Source organism: Phyllobacterium myrsinacearum (assembly GCF_014138285.1).
Classification (GTDB): domain Bacteria; phylum Pseudomonadota; class Alphaproteobacteria; order Rhizobiales; family Rhizobiaceae; genus Phyllobacterium; species Phyllobacterium myrsinacearum_A.
In genome coordinates this window covers 1,259,154-1,275,745 of sequence record NZ_JACGXN010000001.1, presented here as the reverse complement: position 1 = coordinate 1,275,745, position 16,592 = coordinate 1,259,154, and the positions used below count along the sequence as shown (strand labels likewise).

Genomic DNA, 16,592 nt, shown 5'->3' with positions numbered 1-16,592 from the left:
TTCGCTAAACTGATCGAGTGGTGCGATATTCAGGCTAACATGTGTTCGGCCGATGGGCCTGATATTAGCCCCGACTGCGGACCGCCGAAATTATTCGCTCCAGAATTTCAGTCAGGATTGGTTCCGACGTTGCAAAGTTGATGCGCACGAAGCCTTCAGCCTTTGAATCGAACCATTCACCTGGCATTGCCGCGACCTTACCTTCACGCAGCAAAAATTGGCTGGCTGGTTCCTTCAAGTCGAGGGCCGTCAGATCGAGCCAGGCCAAGTAGGTACCTTGTGGCTGGAAAACACCGAGATCAGGCAGGTGCATACGAACGTGCTCGATAAGCTGGCCGCGCCGCGCCGCTAACATCGCCAATGCAGCTTTTGCCCAATCTGCACCTTGCGTCCATGCGGCAATGGTTGCGTCAAGGCCAAAGGTATTGGGCTGGCCCATCAGCCTGCGCGGCATCTTTGCGTGACAGCGTGCTGCCAGTCGCGTGTCGCCGAAACACATCACGCCACAGTAAAGTCCCGGTAGATTAAAGCCTTTGGAGGCGGAATTGAGCGTGATCGTGCGCGCAGCGATCTCGGGCCCCAGCGCGGCGAGCGGTGTGTGACGGTCCGGTGCATAGACAAGATCGGAATGGATCTCGTCACAGATGACCAACAAGTCATGGCGGATGGCAATCTCAGCGATTGCCTGCAGTTCGCTGCGGTCAAAAACACGGCCGGTCGGATTTTGGGGATTGCACAGGAGGAGCACTTTTGCTCCCTTGCCGGATATCTTGCGCAGATGCTCGAAGTCGATCTCGTACCGGTCGCCGCCGCGGATCATCGGGTTCTTGATGAAATGGCGGCCAGCTGCCTTCATGACGTCATAGAAGGGCGGGTAACAGGGTGTCTGAACGATAATGCCATCGCCAGGCTCCGTGAACGCTAAAAGTGCTGTCAGGATAGCCTGATCAATGGCAGAGATGAACTGAATGGCCTCAGGGGCAGGTTGCCAGCCATAGAGTTGCTTCATGCGTGTTGCAAATGTGTGTGACAAAAGCTCATCTGGTTTGCCGCCCCCGCGCTCGGGGTATCCATAGTCCTGTTCGAGCGCAATACGGTTGATGATTGCTTGTATCGGTTCGGCCACACGATAGTCCATCTCAGCAATCCAGGCTGGCAGGACGTCATCGCTGTAGTGGCTCCATTTTGCGTTTCGCCGCTGACGCAACTCTTGCTCGGGAATGACAAGTCTACTGTTCAAGGGATGCTCCATGGGATGAAGGCCGGATAGAAACCACTCGCACGCCTTTTGCTGTTGTCACAAGCCATCCGGCAATAAATTTTCATATTGGAGCAGCAGGGAGAGTTCGCGGAATTCTTGGTGCCGATCAAACCGTCTCAGCGGCATTTTGAAAGGAAAAAATACCCGGCCCGGGACGATGCCTCCTTAACGGTGATTGCCGCCTCTTATAGTCGCGGGCGCGCGAAGGGATGGTCCAGTTAAACCGTAGCTTTGGTCATTCCGTCGCGGAGCAGCTGGACCTTGTGGTTGAGGTCGATCATCTCCGGTACGGTGAAGCCCGAGCGGCGCAGCAGCGTTTCTGTGAGACATCCTGTCTTGGCATGAAGTTCGGCACCTTTTGGACTCAGATGCACCTCGACGAGGCGCTCATCGGTAACACTGCGCCGGCGCACCAGAAAGCCCGCGCTTTCCAGCCGCTTGACGGCAGGGGTAATGGTGCTCGGCTCCAGAGCCAGCCTGTCGCCAATGACGGTAATGGTCAGGCCGTCCTGTTCCCAAAGGGCGCTCAAGACGAGATACTGCGTATAGGTAACACCCAGTTCATCCAGCATCGGCTTATAGACACGGTGAATGGCAATCGACGCTGAATAGATTGAAAAACACAGTTGGCTGTCGAGCGGCAGGGTGGGGGCATCGGTCATTGTGGTCTCCTTGATTGATAGTGTTTATAACCTTTATCACAAATAATGATATCGCGATAAAGAAATCGCTTTACAAGGTTTATAACGTCGTTTATGAAGTCTTTATCGCAATAAAGATTATCGCGAACAAAACAACGAAGGAGATACGCATATGAGCAAGATCCTGACCGCAGCCGCCACCCTCGCCATGGCTGCTACCGCTGTAAGTCCCGTCCATGCTGCATCGGCTGATGCCAAGAACATCGTCCTCGTCCACGGCGGCTTTGTCGATGGTTCGGGCTGGCAGGGTGTCTACAACATCTTGAAAAAGGATGGTTACACCGTCAGCATTGTGCAGAACCCGACCACCTCGCTGGCCGATGATGTGGCCGTTACCAAGCGGATCATCGCGCAGCAGGACGGTCCGGTCATCCTGGTTGGTCATTCCTATGGCGGCGTTGTCGTCAGCGAAGCCGGCACGGACGAGAAGGTGAAGGCCGTCGTTTATATCGCAGCCTTTGCCCCTGACAAAGGCGAGTCCGTATCGTCATTGATCGCCAATCCGCCCGCAGGCGCACCGGTACCGCCGATCCTGCCGCCGGTTGATGGCTACCTCTTCCTTGACAGGGCCAAGTTTGCCGCTTCCTTCGCCGCCGACGTTGATGCAGGAACGGCAGCGTTCATGGCGGACTCGCAGGTTCCCTGGGGTGTCGAAGCGCTGGCAGGTGCTGTCACCGAACCCGCCTGGAAGAGCAAGCCGAGCTTCTATATGGTTGCCACGGACGACCACATGATCCCGCCGCCCGCCCAGCGCATGATGGCCAAGCGCGCCAAATCCACCGTTGTGGAAACGGCCGGCAGCCACGCCGTCTATGTTTCCAAGCCGCAAGCCGTTGCCGCCCTCATCGAGCAGGCAGCATCCGCCAAGTAAACACACGCTTTCACCTGATACCGGGGCGTTTCAAACGCTCCGGTATCAGTTTGCGGGAGTGCCATGTGGATGATGGCGGCCGTTAACGCACAGGCAAACAGTGTTTGCCATATTCACGGAGCCTTGCATAATTCTAATGGGAAATTTGGTGTGACTGGCGGAGAGAGCGGGATTCGAACCCGCGTTACGCTTTTGACGTAAACACACTTTCCAGGCGTGCGCCTTCAACCACTCGGCCACCTCTCCGCAGATCGTCCGGCATGGGGCCGGTCGGGTTGGTCATTCTCAGCCGGAAAACCCGGCTCAGGAGCACCGTCAACCATCGGTCACTCTGTCTTTGGAATTCGCGCGAGTCACTTGAAGATGGTTAGCCAACAACGACCCCGTGCGGCGCGCACTATAGTCAGAACAGGCTCTTGTTCAACACCTATTTCAACATAATTGTGCTTTGATGCAATTTCATGCATTTGCCCCTGAAATTGCTGGGAATTTTCAGTGAAATTTCATAGTCCGGCATCAAAATACAGACAAATCCGCATTCAACCGGACAGTGTTCCGCGCTAGAATGTGATTTTTGCGTTGCCGGAGCAGCGCGGAATGATGACTTTGGAGAGTGATGTGATCCGACCCGTTTTGAGGCTTCTCGCCTATATTGCCCTTGCTATGGCAATTATCGCCGCTGTTCTTGATGCGGCCCGATCAGTGGGAGCGTCGCATTTGGTCACCACGTCCCTGCAGGAGAGCTGGCAATCCTTGTCCGCGTCCTCGCTCAGCCTTGTCGAGGCCTACTTCAAGGCTCATTTTTATCCTGTCCTATGGGACCCCATGATGCTTTGGGTGCTTGAAGCACCCACTTTCGTTATTTTCGCCATTCTGGCCTTCCTGTTGTACGCACTGGGATACCGGCGCGAGAGTCGGGTAGGGCGGTTCGCGGCCCGTTGAGATTTGCCGGTCACAGGTGCACATGACGGGGAATCCCGAAGGATATCACGGTCTGCGCGATACGGGTTTCCCCTGCTCCGTTCCACAGGCAAAATTCTTCTAAAGCACTGTTTGAATTGAGCTATTCCGCAATATTTGACCGGGAGGCAAAATTCCGCGTGAATTTTGCCCGGAGCCGTGCAAGATTGTTCCCGGGGCGGCCGTGACGGGATGGGCCGCAACGAATTCCGGAACCAGCAGAATGCTGGTCCTGCTAACAAAATCCAGAGGGTTGGTATCAAATGAAGCGTATTGTTCTTGGTCTGCTGGCTGCTACAGCCATGTCCGTTTCGGCCTATGCTGCGGACAACAAACCTGCCTTGATCTTTGATCTTGGCGGTAAATTCGACAAATCCTTTAATGAGGCGGCATTCAACGGCGCGGAAAAATACACCAAGGAAACCGGTGTGAAGTTTCGCGAGTTCGAAATCCAGAATGAAGCCCAGCGCGAACAGGCCCTGCGCAAGTTCGCTTCCGATGGCAACTCGCCGATCGTGATTGCCGGCTTCTCGGCCGCTGCAGCCATTGAAAAAGTATCGACGGAATTTCCGGATACGAAGTTCGTTATCATTGACGCCGTTGTAGACAAGCCAAATGTACGGTCCGTTGTTTTCAACGACAATGAAGGCTCCTATCTCGTTGGCGTCATTGCTGCCAAATCATCGAAGACAGGCACTGTGAGTTTCGTTGGCGGGATGGATGTTCCTTTGATCCGTAATTTTGCCTGTGGCTATGTCGGCGGTGTCAAGGCAACCAATCCGGATGCCAAGGTTATCCAGAACATGACCGGTGACACCCCTGCCGCCTGGAATGATCCTGCGAAGGGTGGCGAGATTGCCAAGTCGCAGATGGATCAGGGCTCGGATGTGATCTTCGCGGCAGCCGGCGGCACCGGTATTGGTGTATTGCAGGCTGCAGCCGATGCAAACAAACTCAGCATTGGTGTTGACTCCAACCAGAACGGCCTGCATCCGGGCAAGGTGCTGACCTCCATGATGAAACGTGTGGACGTTGCCACTTACAATGCTTTCAAGGACGGTGCGGACGGCAAGTTCACCGCTGGTATGAATGTTCTCGGCGTCAAGGAAGGCGGCGTCGATTATGCCGCCGACGAGAACAACGCCAAATTGCTGACCGACGATGTCAAAAAGGCAGTGGAAGCCGCAAAAGCTGACATTATCTCCGGCAAGGTCAAGGTTCACAATTACAACACGGACAATGCCTGCCCCTACAAGGGTTGATTTTCGTTGATCCAACGAGCCGCCGGTTACAAGCCGGCGGCTTCGTTTTTGAGCCGTCGCGGCTGTTTGTTTTATCCGGAAAACATGAGAATATGCCGCTCCGCGTCACAGGCTCACGCGGTGGAGAGCATCCCATGTCTGCAATCGCCGTTTTCTTCAGTATTCTTGGAGTTCTCCTGCTGGGAGCCATGAGCCCCGGCCCGAGCTTCGTTCTGGTTTCCCGTATCGCCATCACTGCGCCGCGGTTGCACGGTGTAGCGGCCGCGTTGGGTATGGGCATAGGCGGTACGATCTTTTGCTGCCTCGCGGTTCTGGGGCTGACTGCCCTTTTGATGCAGGTCGAATGGCTCTACCTGATCTTGAAGGTGGCTGGCGGCGCCTATCTCGTTTATGTTGCCATCCGCATCTGGAACAGCGCATCCGAGCCGTTGGTTCTGCAGGGAACTGGCGGGCATATGTCGCTGGCCCGCTCGTTTTCCTTTGCGCTGATCACCCAGCTGAGCAACCCCAAGACCGCGATTGTCTATGCCAGCCTCTTCGCCGCGCTCCTGCCAGCCAATCCGCCACTCTGGTTGTTGCTTGCACTGCCGCCTATGGTCTTCATCATTGAAGCGGGCTGGTACACGTTTGTCGCAACCATGTTCTCAACGGCCCGTGCCCGCGCAACCTATGCCGGTTTCAAGGCATGGATCGATCGGGGTGCCGGGGCGGTTATGGGCGCGTTGGGCGTAAAGCTGATCTTGGAAGCGTTCAAGACGCACAGGATCTGATCAAAGGCTGCGGTTGAGAATAGTCATCCCAGCGTTCTCACCGGACAGTTCTTCGCGATCCTGCCAGCCTACAGCGTGGTAGTAGTCCGGCTTGTCCGTGTAGAGATAAAGCTCTGGATGGCCTAGCTCGCGGGCGGCATTTTCCGCTGCCGAAATCAGCTGCTTGCCAATGCCTTTGCTACGGAAAGGCGGGGCGACATACAAACTGGCGAGCCAGGGTACCAGATGGGTATGGCTCTCAAGATCATTGTCGATCAACAGCACAAGGCCTGACGGAATACCGGCATGCAGGGCAACGAACGCTTTTTGCCTGCTGTCCGGTTCGAGGAACGCCATGAAGGCGTCCACGGTCTCCTGCATTGTCCGCCCGGCTTGCTGTCCCCATTCGTGAAAATTCCAGCGGGCACAGACCGGGACCAGTTCAGGACGATTTTCCAGAGGTTCGACAGTAATCATCAGCCTACCAGTGTGGTGGTTTGGTCACCGGAATGTCCGGGGTGGTTTGTTCTTCCAGGACAAGAAAGCGGTCGGTCAATGCATCCAGCTTGCGGCGCATACCCTCGATCACCTTCCATTGCTCTGCGATTTGAGAGGACAGCTCCTCTATGGTCTTTTCCTGCTCCGTCACAAGAATTTCCAGCTTGGTGACGCGATCCATATCAGCGCTCATTTTCGTCTCCGTTACCAGGCCATTCCGTAGATCGCCAAGGCATCGGCCTCAGTCACCTCACGTGGATTGTTGACCAGAAGCCGCCCCTGCTTCATGGCATCGGTTGCCATCATGGCCAGGTCACTCTCGCCAATGCCGACATCCCGCAATCGCGTCTGTAGCCCTAGTTGTGCCGAGAGGCCAGCCAAGCGATCGATAAAGCTATTGCAGATCAGTTGCGTTCCCCCCGTTACATCCATATCGGCAAAGGTGTGTGCAGCCAATGTCGCGTATAAAGCTGCCGCGCCGTTTGCGGAATCAGCGGCGTTGTAGCGGAGCACATGGGGCAAAACCAAGGCATTGGACAGACCGTGGGGTATGTGGAACGTACCACCTATGGGATAGGCGAGGGCATGTACGGCCGCGACGGGGGAGTTGGCAAAGGCTTGTCCGGCCAGCATTGAGCCGAGCAGCATCGCTGAACGCGCTGCCTTGTCGTGGCCATTGAAAACCGCAGTCTCGATGTTCGAGCCAAGTAGACGCAGTGCCTCCACGGCAAGCGCCCTGGAGAGGGGATTATTGTTGGGGTTCTTCGACGCATAGGCCTCGATGGCATGCACCATCGCATCGATGCCGGTTGCGGCCGTTACGTGCGGCGGAAGCCCCAGAGTGAGGTCCGGATCAAGCAGCGCCACGTCGGGCAGGATCAGCGGGGAAGAAACACCGCGTTTTTCATGCCCCCCGACTGTAATGATGGAGACCGGCGTCACCTCGGAACCGGTTCCCGCAGTGGTCGGGATCAGTGTCAGTTTCAGGCGCGGCCCTTTTGCGTTTCCCACCCCCCAGGCTTCGTCGAGATTTTCGTTCGAGCCCGCGAGCAATGCAACAAGCTTGGCCACGTCAAGCGACGAACCGCCGCCAAATCCAAGGACATGGTTCACATCGTTCTCCCGCGCCATTTCAACAGCGCTTAACAATGTCCTCAGCGATGGATCTGCTTCCACTTCACCGAACACGGTTATGTCCGCCCCGGCGGCCTGCAGGCTGGCTATGGCAGGTTGCGCCAGTCCAAGAGCGAGAATGGTGGCATCGGTAACGATAAGCAGGCGGTCCTTGGGTTGTATGCGCAGGTGGGAGGCAACGTCAGCACTGGCGCCCGCAGCAAAAACGATGCGTGGCGTGGTGTGAAAGGCAAAGGAAGTGATCTCGCTGGTCATCCCGGAAGATTGCCAGAGCACATGCGGGTTTGTCGAGAGCAGCAATTGTCTGGCAAACGTGCAATTCTTGACTAAAAAGTAAAAAAATCCGGTGATAGAGCGCTGGAGATCCTCACAGAACCGGTTCCATTTGATTTTTCTTTGCTCTAGGGTCAAAAGTTCGGAACAACAAAAAAGCTGATCAACAGCGGATGGGGACATGGCAGAACCGGCGATTGAACTTGTGGGAATTGATAAGCGTTTTGGTGTCGTTCATGCCAATCGCGATATTCATCTGCGCGTTGAAAAAGGTACCATTCACGGCATTATCGGCGAGAATGGTGCCGGTAAATCGACGCTCATGTCGATCCTCTACGGCTTCTATCAGGCCGATAATGGCGAAATCCGTATCAACGCCGCACCGGTCAGGATCAGCGATCCCAATGCTGCCATCGCGCTCGGCATCGGCATGGTGCATCAGCACTTCATGCTGGTCGAAAATTTCACCGTGCTTGAAAATGTCATGCTCGGCGTCGAGGGCGCACCGCTCCTGAAGCGCGGCATTGCCAAGGCTCGCGCCGAACTGAAACGGCTGGAACAGGAATACCAGTTGGATGTGGATCCGGATGCGCTGATTGAAGAACTGCCGGTTGGTTTGCAGCAGCGTGTTGAAATCCTCAAGGCCCTGTATCGCGGTGCGGAAATCCTCGTGCTCGATGAGCCCACCGGTGTATTGACACCGGCCGAAGCCGATCATCTCTTCCGGATTCTGGAGCAGTTGAAGGCACAGGGCAAAACCATTGTCCTCATTACGCATAAACTGCGCGAGATCATGGCGGTGACGGACAATGTTTCGGTCATGCGCCAGGGCTCTGTCGTGGCGACGCGCAAGACGGCGGAGACAACGGTTGAGGAACTGGCCGAGCTGATGGTTGGACGCAGGGTTCTCCTGCGTGTGCAGAAAGGCGAGGCCAAGCCGGGTGAAATCAAGCTGTCGGTGGAAAATCTTACCGTGCGCGACAGCCGTGGTGTGGTCATGGTCGACAATGCATCGTTCACCGTTCGCGCTGGTGAGATCGTCGGTATCGCTGGGGTGGCCGGCAACGGCCAGTCGCAGCTTATCGAGACGGTCGCAGGCATTCGCACGGCGGTGTCAGGCCGGGTACTTCTGGATGGTCAGGTCATCGATATAACAGGCGCGGCTGACCCGGGCGAACTGCGGGATCGCGGCCTCGCCCATGTGCCTGAGGATCGGCATCATATGGGACTGGTTCTGGCCTTCGAGGAATACGAGAATTCGATCCTCGGCTATCATGACGATCCGCTTTATCTGAACGGGCCGTTCCTCGATATTGAGGCCATCAAGGCTGATGCCCGCAAGAAAATCGAGAAATACGATATCCGTCCCAGTGATCCACGGCTGAAGACAGCGAATTTTTCCGGCGGCAATCAGCAGAAGATTGTTCTGGCGCGGGAGATCGAGCGTGATCCGGGCGTGCTGATCATCGGCCAGCCGACGCGCGGTGTCGACGTGGGTGCTATTGAGTTTATTCACAAGCGGATCATCGAAATGCGTGATGCGGGCAAGGCGGTCCTTCTCGTTTCGGTTGAGCTGGATGAAATCCGCTCCTTGTCTGACCGCATTCTGGTGATGTTCGCCGGCCGCATCGTTGGCGAGCGCGATTCCGATGCCAGCGAGGGTGAACTGGGTCTCCTGATGGCCGGCGTGGAACAGCTGGAGGCTGCCGAATGACTGCTACCCAGGCACTTCTTGTTATCGATGTGCAGAATGCCATTGATGACGCCAAATGGGGCCGCCGCGGTCAGCCGGATGCGGAGCAGCATATTGCCCGCCTGCTCGGCGCCTGGCGCGAGCGTCGCCTGCCTGTCATCCACATCAAACATGATTCCACCGATCCGGAATCGCCCTATCGCCCGGGCACGCCCGGCAATGACTTCAAACCCGAAGTAGCTCCGCAGGTCGGAGAGCCGGTTGTCGACAAGCGTACCAATAATGCTTTCATCGGCACGGATCTCATGGATGTGCTGGACGAGCTGCAGGTGCACAGTCTTGTTGTCACGGGCGTTCTCCTTGAAAACTCCGTGGACGCCACCGTTCGCATGGCGGCCAATCTCGGATTTGAAGTCATTGTCCCCGAAGATGCCGTGGCCAGTATCGACCGCAGGGATCACCGCGGCAAGAGCTGGGCTGCCGAAGATGTTCACGCCCTGACTCTTTCCGTTCTTGATGGCGAATATGCCAAAATCTCCACTTCTGATGCCATCATTGAGGCCCTGCCATGAGCCAGCCTTTTGCCAAACTGCCTGCCTGGGCTGATTACGGCCTGTTGCCGCTGATCAATCTGATTGTTGCATTTTTCGTTGCAGGTCTCGTTGTTCTTCTGGTCGGTGAAAGCCCGATCGATGCCGCCGTGCTGATGGTCAAGGGTGCTTTTGGCTCCGGCGACGGCGTTGGCTATACGCTTTACTATGCCACCAACTTCATTTTTACCGGTCTTTGCGTTGCCGTGGCCTTCCATTGCGGTTTGTTCAACATTGGCGGTGAGGGGCAAGCCTATATTGGCGGCCTGGGTGTCGCGGTGGTTGGCCTTGGCTTGGGCAACGTTCTGCCCTGGTGGATAACATTCCCGCTGGCCATTATAGCATCGGGTCTGGTTGGTGCACTCTGGGCCCTCATTCCGGCATGGTTGCAAGCCAAGCGCGGCTCGCATGTGGTCATCACCACGATCATGTTCAATTTCATTGCCGCCAGCATCATGGTTTACCTGCTGGTGGGCTATCTCAAGGCATCCGGGACACAGGCGCCCGAAACCCGTGTCTTCGGCGATGGCGGGCAATTGCCGGGTCTCGGCTGGCTGCTTGGCCTGATAGGGCTGAACATGCGCTCTGCCCCGCTCAACATCAGTTTCCTGTTGGCGCTTGTCGCGGCTTTCCTCGTGTGGGTGCTCATCTGGCGCACCAAGCTTGGTTATGAAATCCGCACCATGGGATACAGCCCCAAGGCAGCGCGTTATGCCGGGATCAGCGAGGTCAGGATTATCGTCATCACCATGATGATTTCAGGTGCGCTGGCGGGCATGATGGCGCTCAATCCGATCATGGGTGCGCAGCACCGTGTGCAGCTTGATTTCGTTGCCGGTGCAGGGTTTGTCGGTATCGCGGTGGCGCTGATGGGGCGCTCGCATCCGGCTGGCATTGTTCTCGCGGCGATCCTTTTCGGCATGCTCTATCAGGGCGGCGCTGAAATCGCTTTCGATATGCCTAATATTTCCCGCGACATGATTGTCATCATTCAGGGATTGGTGATTCTTTTCGCCGGGGCTTTGGAGCATATGTTCCGCCCAACCCTGTTGCGTATTTTGCAGCGCGTGGCCCGGGTGAAGAGCCAGCCCACGCCGGCCGTCGCTGCCGAGGGAGGTCAATAATGGATACCTTCACAGTCGTCCTGCAGGTTCTGGATTCCACGATCCGCCTTTCCGTACCGCTGCTGCTGGCGTGCCTTGCCGGCCTCTATTCCGAGCGTGCCGGTATTTTCGATATCGGTCTGGAAGGCAAGATGCTGGCAGGAGCCTTTGCGGCGGGCGCTGCGGCGACCTATTCGGGCTCGGCCTACGTCGGGCTGCTGGCTGCTGTTCTGATTTCCATTGCACTTGGATTGGTGCATGGTTTTGCCTCGATAACCCATCGCGGCAACCAGATCGTTTCCGGCGTTGCCATCAACTTCATTGCCGCCGGGACAACGGTTATTCTTGGTCAGGCATGGTTTCAGCAGGGCGGACGCACACCATCGCTTCCCAATGCTGCAAGGTTCAACCCGATTGACCTGCCCGGTGTGGAAACCTTGAGCGGAATCCCTGTGATCGGCGCGATTTATTCCGAACTGATTTCGGGCCATTCCGTCCTGGTGTATCTCGCCTTCCTGCTGGTGCCATTCACATGGTGGGTTCTTTACCGCACGCGCTTTGGCCTTCGCCTGCGCGCGGTCGGTGAAAATCCCGCGGCTGTCGATACGGCCGGCATTTCCGTGCCGTGGCTGCGTTACCGGGCCGTTATCTGCTGCGGACTGCTTTGCGGTGTCGCCGGTGCCTATCTGGCGACCGCGCAAGGGGCGGGTTTCGTCAAGGATATGACGGCAGGCAAAGGCTATATCGCTCTGGCTGCGCTGATCTTCGCCAAATGGCGGCCGGTCCACGCCATGTTTGCCTGCCTGCTTTTCGGCTTTCTCGACGCCATTGCGATCCGTATGCAGGGGCACCCCCTTCCACTCATCGGCGAGGTTCCCGTACAGTTGATGCAAGCCTTGCCCTATATTCTCACCATTGTGTTGCTCGCCGGTTTTATCGGCAAGGCAATACCGCCAAAAGCGGGTGGTGTGGCCTATGTGAAAGAGCGATAGAAAGAATGAGCAAGGATTTATTCGACGCGGCCTTCGCGGCCATGCAGAAAGCCCACGCGCCCTATTCGCGGTTCCCGGTTGGTGCAGCGGTGCGCACCAGCGACGGCCGTGTCTATTCCGGCTGCAATATCGAAGTCATTTCCTATCCGGAAGGATGGTGCGCCGAAACGACCACCCTGTCGCATTTCGTAATGGGCGGCGGCGGTACAATCACGGACATTGTGGTGGTTGCAGAAAAGAAGGCGAAGTGCACACCGTGCGGTGGCTGCCGGCAGCGTCTGGCGGAATTCGCCGGTCCCGATACGCGCCTGCACCTGTGTGACAATGACGGTATTGTCGAAACGCTGACCATGCGGGACATCTTCCCCTACGGTTTCGAGGCGGAAGTTCTCGGCAAGGGGAATCCCGCATGATTGCGCCTGCAACCGGAGCTCTTATTCACAAGCTCCAGGGACTTGCCCCGCGTGTCGCGCTGGTGCTCGGATCGGGACTTGGCTCACTCATTGATGCCGTGGACGACGCCATCCATATTCCCTATGCCGATCTGCCGGGGTTTCCCCATAGCGGTGTTTCGGGCCATGCCGGGAAGGTTGTTGCAGGCTATCTCTCGGGCAAGCCGGTGCTAATGCTTGCTGGCCGCGCGCATTACTACGAAAAGGGCGATGCTGCGGTCATGCGCCCTGTCATGGCTGCTCTGGCTGATCTTGGGATTGAAACAGTGATCCTGACCAATGCGGCAGGCTCCGTGCGTCATGATCTCGCGCCGGGCAGTGTCATGCTGATCGATGATCATATCAATTATTCCGGGCTTAACCCTTTGATCGGCGAGGCTTCGGATCAGCGCTTTGTCGGCATGACGGCCGCCTACGACAAGAAGCTCAAGGATGCCTTCGTGATAGCCGCCGCCGAGGTGGGCGAAAAGCTGCCGCTGGGTGTCTATATGTGGTTTTCCGGCCCTTCCTTCGAAACACCGGCAGAAATCCGTATGGCGCGCACGCTTGGTGCCGATGCGGTCGGAATGTCGACCGTGCCCGAAGTCATTCTGGCGCGCTTCTTCGGTCTGCGCGTTGCCGCCTGTTCGGTCATTACCAATTATGGGGCTGGCATGACAGGAGCGGAGCTCTCGCACGAGGAAACCAAGGATGTTGCGCCGAAGGGCGGTGCACGCCTGCAGAAAATCATCCGGGCGCTGGTTCGGGAGATCGGCTAAATCATGTTGCTTCCTCAGGAAATTATTCGCCGCAAACGCGACGGTCACGTACTTGATGCTGCGGATATCACCGCTTTCGTCAATGCCATGAGCTCGGGTGCCATCACGGAAGGGCAGGTTGCCGCCTTCGCCATGGCGGTGTTCTTCAATGGCATGAAGCGCGATGAAGCTGTCGCCTTGACGCTGGCCATGCGCGATTCCGGCGACATTCTCGATTGGTCGGATTTGCCGGGCCCAGCTGTCGACAAGCATTCGACCGGCGGTGTGGGCGACAATGTTTCATTGATGCTGGCGCCTATTGCGGCCGCCTGCGGAGCCTATGTGCCGATGATTTCAGGACGCGGGCTTGGCCATACCGGCGGTACGCTCGACAAGATGGATTCGATCCCCGGCTATCGTAGCCAGCCGGACAATGCGCTGTTCCGCAAGGTCGTGCATGAGGTTGGCTGCGCGATCATCGGTCAGACTGCCAATCTCGCACCGGCTGACAAGCGCTTCTATTCGATCCGCGATGTCACGGCGACCGTGGAATCCATCCCGCTGATCACCGCTTCGATCCTGTCGAAAAAGCTGTCTGCAGGACTCAATGCGCTGGTGCTTGATGTGAAATCCGGCAATGGCGCATTCATGGCGCGCAGCCGTGATGCTGTGGCACTGGCTGAAAGCATTGTCGCCGTTGCGAGCGGTGCGGGGCTGACCACCACAGCCCTGTTGACCGATATGAACGAACCGCTGGCGCTTTGCGCAGGCAATGCCGTGGAAGTGCAGAATGCCGTGGATTTCCTGACCGGCGACCTCAGGGATTCCCGTCTTGAAACGGTGACGTTGGCTCTGGTCGCAGAAATGCTGGTTTCGGCGAAACTTGCCGCCAATCCGAAATCCGCCATGGACATGGCGAAAGAAGCGCTGAATTCGGGCAGAGCCGCTGATGTTTTTGGCCATATGGTTACAGCACTCGGAGGCCCCGTGGATTTCGTTTCGCGTGCCCGTCATTATCTACCGATCGCCCCAGTGACACTGGAAGTGAAAGCACCGCAGGCAGGATATGTTGCCTCAGTAGAAACTCGCGCCATTGGCGTTGCTGTTGTTGCGCTGGGCGGAGGGCGTATTCGACCGCAGGATCCGATTGACCATGCGGTGGGTATCACAGCCCTGCAGCCTGTTGGTGCGAAAATGGAGGCGGGCGATGCCATCGCTCTTGTCCATGCCCGCGATGAAAGCGCGGCGCAAACAGCCGCCCGCGCCATCCTTGGCGCCTATGGTTTTTCTGATCGCAAGCCAAGGACGATCAATCCGGTTCTGCGGCGGATTGGAGCCTGAGACAAAGTGGTACCAATCTCTCCGTCATCCTCGGGCTTGACCCGAGGATCCAAGGCGGAGAAGCGTTATCGTCTCAACTTGCTCGAGGCATTCCAGATAACTCAGTTCTCAATAACGATGAGTTTGTACACCCACTCCCGTTGAATAAACGAATAAGCACGTACTCTGTTGCTGTAGGTCCTCGGGTCAAGCCCGAGGATGACGGAGAGGGAGGTGCGTTATGCTATGGCGAAGACAGCGCGGTGAGTGAGCTTGTCGAACCAAGCACAATAGTCGTGCAGTTCTTGAGCTTCTACCCTACTTCGTCCCGTACATGCGGTCGCCAGCGTCGCCAAGACCCGGCATGATATAACCCTTTTCATTCAGGTGGCTGTCGATGGCCGCGGTGAAAACCGCCACATCAGGATGAGCTTTGGTGAAGCGCTCGATGCCCTCAGGCGCTGCAAGCAGGCAGAGGAAGCGGATATTGGTTGCGCCGCGATCCTTCAGCTTCTGGATTGCCGCAATGGCCGAATTGGCGGTTGCCAGCATCGGGTCAACGACGATGATCAACCGGTTGACGATATCTTCCGGAGCCTTGAAGTAATATTCGACCGGCTGCAGCGTGTCGTGATCGCGGTACAGGCCGATATGAGCCACGCGCGCGGCGGGCACCAGATCAAGCATGCCTTCCAGCAGGCCATTGCCTGCGCGCAGGATGGAGGCGAACACCAGCTTCTTGCCTTCCAGCACCGGTGCATCCATCTCCATCATCGGAGTCTGGATCTTGATGGTGGTCAGTTCGAGATCGCGCGTCACCTCGTAGCAGAGCAGCAGCGAGATTTCCTTGAGCAGCCGCCGGAAGCCCGCCGTGGACGTGTCCTTGTCGCGCATGATGGTAAGCTTGTGCTGGACAAGCGGGTGGGAAACGATCGTAACGCCCATGGGAAACTCCTACTCAAATTTTCCCCGACCTTAGCTGCTCGTAACCGATCCCGCAAAGTCCGCATCCCCGGCACGCACAGTTTTGTCGGCGTTAAGACGCTGAATCAGGCTGTTTCGTGTGGTTTCATCCACATAGGCCGCTTTCAGCGCTGTTCGTGTGATCTCCGTCAGCATGGCATCATCACAACCGAAGAACTCGGCGGCGAGATCATATTCCCGGGTGAGGTCCGTGTGGAAATAGGGCGGGTCATCGGAATTCAAAGTTACCGGCACACCTGCCTTGGCCAGCGCGGGGAAAGGATGGGACGCAAAATCGGCGTAAACCTGCAGCGAAATGTTTGAGCCGGGGCAGCATTCCAGAAGGATCTGTTCATCCGCCAGCCGCCGCACCAGATCCGGATTCTCGATGGCGCGCACGCCATGGCCAATGCGCGACGGCTTGATCGCATCAAGCGCATTGGCAACGCTTTCCCATCCGGAAAGCTCGCCCGCATGCACGGTGATGCCCAGCCCGGCGTCGCGCGCGACATCAAAGGCACGGGCGAAGTCTCTGGGGTGATGCATGCGTTCATCCCCGGCCATGCCGAATCCGGTCACCAGCGGATGCGGATTTTCGGCGATGTATTTCGCTGCTTCCATCACGGCATCAGGGCCCTTATGGCGCAGCCCCGTGGCGATCATGCGTGATTCGATGCCGGTTGCGGCTTTGGCGCGCCGCATGCCTTCCGCCAGCCCTTCGATATAGGCGCGGGGCGAAAGGCCGGCGCTGATCGCATGGTCCGTGGAGATGAACACTTCCGAATAGATCGCATCCTGTTTGCTGAGCGACAACAGGTAATCCTCGGTGAGATCCGCATAATCCTCCTCCGTGCGAAACAGCGCTGAAGCCTGATCATAGGCGCGCAGGAAGGAGGTGAAATCGTGCCAGACGAATTTGCCGCCGACGATAAAGGCTGAAACGTCAGCGCCATATTTGGTGGCTTTTCGCTCAACCAGAGCCGGAGAGGCTGCGCCTTCGACGTGGCAATGCAGTTCGGCCTTCAACACCATG

At 57.1% G+C, this 16,592-nt stretch carries 18 protein-coding genes and 1 tRNA gene; 11 read left to right on the top strand and 8 right to left on the bottom strand.

The window, feature by feature from the left end; all coding sequences use genetic code 11:
• Nucleotides 1–64: 64 nt before the first annotated feature.
• Together FHW16_RS06345 and FHW16_RS06340 are read right to left on the bottom strand one after the other, a co-directional pair.
• Nucleotides 65–1,240, bottom strand: coding sequence for a MalY/PatB family protein (locus FHW16_RS06345; RefSeq protein ID WP_182548257.1), 1,176 nt, complete (start codon nt 1,238–1,240; stop codon nt 65–67).
• A 239-nt stretch (nt 1,241–1,479) separates the two neighbouring features.
• The gene (locus tag FHW16_RS06340) at nt 1,480–1,923 is read right to left on the bottom strand and encodes a MarR family winged helix-turn-helix transcriptional regulator (RefSeq protein ID WP_182548256.1); all 444 of its coding nucleotides are present in this window, start codon (nt 1,921–1,923) and stop codon (nt 1,480–1,482) included.
• Between the two features lie 151 nt (nt 1,924–2,074).
• Between FHW16_RS06340 and FHW16_RS06335 the strand changes: the two genes are divergently transcribed.
• A complete protein-coding gene (locus tag FHW16_RS06335) occupies nt 2,075–2,833 on the top strand; it encodes an alpha/beta hydrolase (protein WP_182548255.1) in 759 nt (252 codons plus the stop codon).
• Between the two features lie 155 nt (nt 2,834–2,988).
• Here the strand turns inward: FHW16_RS06335 and FHW16_RS06330 are convergent.
• Nucleotides 2,989–3,079: transfer RNA gene (locus tag FHW16_RS06330), tRNA-Ser, on the bottom strand.
• Nucleotides 3,080–3,451: 372 nt separating this feature from the next.
• Here FHW16_RS06330 and FHW16_RS06325 point away from each other — a divergent pair.
• The 3 genes from FHW16_RS06325 to FHW16_RS06315 all read left to right on the top strand — a co-directional run bounded on the left by FHW16_RS06325 (nt 3,452) and on the right by FHW16_RS06315 (nt 5,825).
• Complete coding sequence (locus FHW16_RS06325) at nt 3,452–3,775, top strand: hypothetical protein (RefSeq protein WP_182548254.1); 324 nt, start codon at nt 3,452–3,454, stop codon at nt 3,773–3,775.
• Nucleotides 3,776–4,056: 281 nt separating this feature from the next.
• Nucleotides 4,057–5,055: a BMP family lipoprotein gene (locus FHW16_RS06320; protein ID WP_182548253.1), complete on the top strand. Its 999-nt coding sequence runs from the start codon at nt 4,057–4,059 to the stop codon at nt 5,053–5,055.
• A gap of 134 nt (nt 5,056–5,189) precedes the next feature.
• A complete protein-coding gene (locus FHW16_RS06315; RefSeq protein ID WP_182548252.1) occupies nt 5,190–5,825 on the top strand; it encodes a LysE family translocator in 636 nt (211 codons plus the stop codon).
• Here FHW16_RS06315 and FHW16_RS06310 read toward each other — a convergent pair whose 3' ends face one another.
• Genes FHW16_RS06310 through FHW16_RS06300 form a run of 3 tightly spaced genes read right to left on the bottom strand, consistent with a single transcriptional unit; the run spans nt 5,826 to nt 7,679 of the window.
• A complete protein-coding gene (locus tag FHW16_RS06310; RefSeq protein ID WP_182548251.1) occupies nt 5,826–6,281 on the bottom strand; it encodes a GNAT family N-acetyltransferase in 456 nt (151 codons plus the stop codon). It abuts the gene before it with no gap.
• A gap of 4 nt (nt 6,282–6,285) precedes the next feature.
• A complete protein-coding gene (locus tag FHW16_RS06305) occupies nt 6,286–6,495 on the bottom strand; it encodes a SlyX family protein (protein ID WP_182548250.1) in 210 nt (69 codons plus the stop codon).
• Between the two features lie 11 nt (nt 6,496–6,506).
• On the bottom strand, nt 6,507–7,679 hold the full coding sequence (locus FHW16_RS06300; protein WP_182548947.1) for an iron-containing alcohol dehydrogenase: 1,173 nt from the start codon (nt 7,677–7,679) through the stop codon (nt 6,507–6,509).
• 211 nt (nt 7,680–7,890) lie between these two features.
• On the opposite strand from FHW16_RS06300, the gene FHW16_RS06295 reads away from it, so the two are divergent.
• Genes FHW16_RS06295 through deoA form a run of 7 tightly spaced genes read left to right on the top strand, consistent with a single transcriptional unit; the run spans nt 7,891 to nt 14,617 of the window.
• Complete coding sequence (locus FHW16_RS06295; RefSeq protein ID WP_182548249.1) at nt 7,891–9,423, top strand: ABC transporter ATP-binding protein; 1,533 nt, start codon at nt 7,891–7,893, stop codon at nt 9,421–9,423.
• Complete coding sequence (locus FHW16_RS06290) at nt 9,420–9,974, top strand: cysteine hydrolase family protein (RefSeq protein ID WP_182548248.1); 555 nt, start codon at nt 9,420–9,422, stop codon at nt 9,972–9,974. Before FHW16_RS06295 ends, FHW16_RS06290 begins: the two co-directional genes overlap by 4 nt.
• Nucleotides 9,971–11,116 (top strand): ABC transporter permease, encoded by a 1,146-nt coding sequence (locus FHW16_RS06285; RefSeq protein WP_182548247.1) that lies wholly within the window; start codon nt 9,971–9,973, stop codon nt 11,114–11,116. The genes FHW16_RS06290 and FHW16_RS06285 overlap by 4 nt, the downstream gene beginning before the upstream one ends.
• Nucleotides 11,116–12,087, top strand: a complete 972-nt coding sequence (locus tag FHW16_RS06280; RefSeq protein ID WP_182548246.1) for an ABC transporter permease — start codon at nt 11,116–11,118, stop codon at nt 12,085–12,087. Before FHW16_RS06285 ends, FHW16_RS06280 begins: the two co-directional genes overlap by 1 nt.
• A 5-nt stretch (nt 12,088–12,092) precedes the next feature.
• Nucleotides 12,093–12,500, top strand: a complete 408-nt coding sequence (locus FHW16_RS06275) for a cytidine deaminase (protein WP_182548245.1) — start codon at nt 12,093–12,095, stop codon at nt 12,498–12,500.
• Nucleotides 12,497–13,297: a purine-nucleoside phosphorylase gene (locus FHW16_RS06270; protein WP_182548244.1), complete on the top strand. Its 801-nt coding sequence runs from the start codon at nt 12,497–12,499 to the stop codon at nt 13,295–13,297. The genes FHW16_RS06275 and FHW16_RS06270 overlap by 4 nt, the downstream gene beginning before the upstream one ends.
• 6 nt (nt 13,298–13,303) lie before the next feature.
• Nucleotides 13,304–14,617 carry a thymidine phosphorylase gene (gene deoA, locus FHW16_RS06265; protein WP_182548946.1) on the top strand — a complete coding sequence of 438 codons (1,314 nt, stop codon included), beginning with the start codon at nt 13,304–13,306 and terminating at the stop codon, nt 14,615–14,617.
• 297 nt (nt 14,618–14,914) lie between these two features.
• On the opposite strand, the gene upp is transcribed toward deoA, so the two are convergent.
• A complete protein-coding gene (gene upp / locus FHW16_RS06260) occupies nt 14,915–15,541 on the bottom strand; it encodes a uracil phosphoribosyltransferase (protein WP_182548243.1) in 627 nt (208 codons plus the stop codon).
• Nucleotides 15,542–15,571: 30 nt separating this feature from the next.
• Complete coding sequence (locus tag FHW16_RS06255; RefSeq protein WP_182548242.1) at nt 15,572–16,591, bottom strand: adenosine deaminase; 1,020 nt, start codon at nt 16,589–16,591, stop codon at nt 15,572–15,574.
• Nucleotide 16,592 lies beyond the last annotated feature (1 nt).

What these genes read in the sequence shown, in the direction of transcription:
- FHW16_RS06290 (WP_182548248.1), top strand. Translation starts at nt 9,420, where the DNA reads ATGACTGCTACCCAGGCACTTCTTGTTATCGATGTGCAGAATGCCATT.
- FHW16_RS06315 (WP_182548252.1), top strand. Translation starts at nt 5,190, where the DNA reads ATGTCTGCAATCGCCGTTTTCTTCAGTATTCTTGGAGTTCTCCTGCTG.
- FHW16_RS06270 (WP_182548244.1), top strand. Translation starts at nt 12,497, where the DNA reads ATGATTGCGCCTGCAACCGGAGCTCTTATTCACAAGCTCCAGGGACTT.
- FHW16_RS06285 (WP_182548247.1), top strand. Translation starts at nt 9,971, where the DNA reads ATGAGCCAGCCTTTTGCCAAACTGCCTGCCTGGGCTGATTACGGCCTG.
- FHW16_RS06255 (WP_182548242.1), bottom strand. Translation starts at nt 16,591, where the DNA reads ATGGTGTTGAAGGCCGAACTGCATTGCCACGTCGAAGGCGCAGCCTCT.
- FHW16_RS06305 (WP_182548250.1), bottom strand. Translation starts at nt 6,495, where the DNA reads ATGAGCGCTGATATGGATCGCGTCACCAAGCTGGAAATTCTTGTGACG.
- FHW16_RS06340 (WP_182548256.1), bottom strand. Translation starts at nt 1,923, where the DNA reads ATGACCGATGCCCCCACCCTGCCGCTCGACAGCCAACTGTGTTTTTCA.
- upp (WP_182548243.1), bottom strand. Translation starts at nt 15,541, where the DNA reads ATGGGCGTTACGATCGTTTCCCACCCGCTTGTCCAGCACAAGCTTACC.
- FHW16_RS06320 (WP_182548253.1), top strand. Translation starts at nt 4,057, where the DNA reads ATGAAGCGTATTGTTCTTGGTCTGCTGGCTGCTACAGCCATGTCCGTT.
- FHW16_RS06335 (WP_182548255.1), top strand. Translation starts at nt 2,075, where the DNA reads ATGAGCAAGATCCTGACCGCAGCCGCCACCCTCGCCATGGCTGCTACC.
- FHW16_RS06280 (WP_182548246.1), top strand. Translation starts at nt 11,116, where the DNA reads ATGGATACCTTCACAGTCGTCCTGCAGGTTCTGGATTCCACGATCCGC.
- FHW16_RS06310 (WP_182548251.1), bottom strand. Translation starts at nt 6,281, where the DNA reads ATGATTACTGTCGAACCTCTGGAAAATCGTCCTGAACTGGTCCCGGTC.
- FHW16_RS06295 (WP_182548249.1), top strand. Translation starts at nt 7,891, where the DNA reads ATGGCAGAACCGGCGATTGAACTTGTGGGAATTGATAAGCGTTTTGGT.
- FHW16_RS06275 (WP_182548245.1), top strand. Translation starts at nt 12,093, where the DNA reads ATGAGCAAGGATTTATTCGACGCGGCCTTCGCGGCCATGCAGAAAGCC.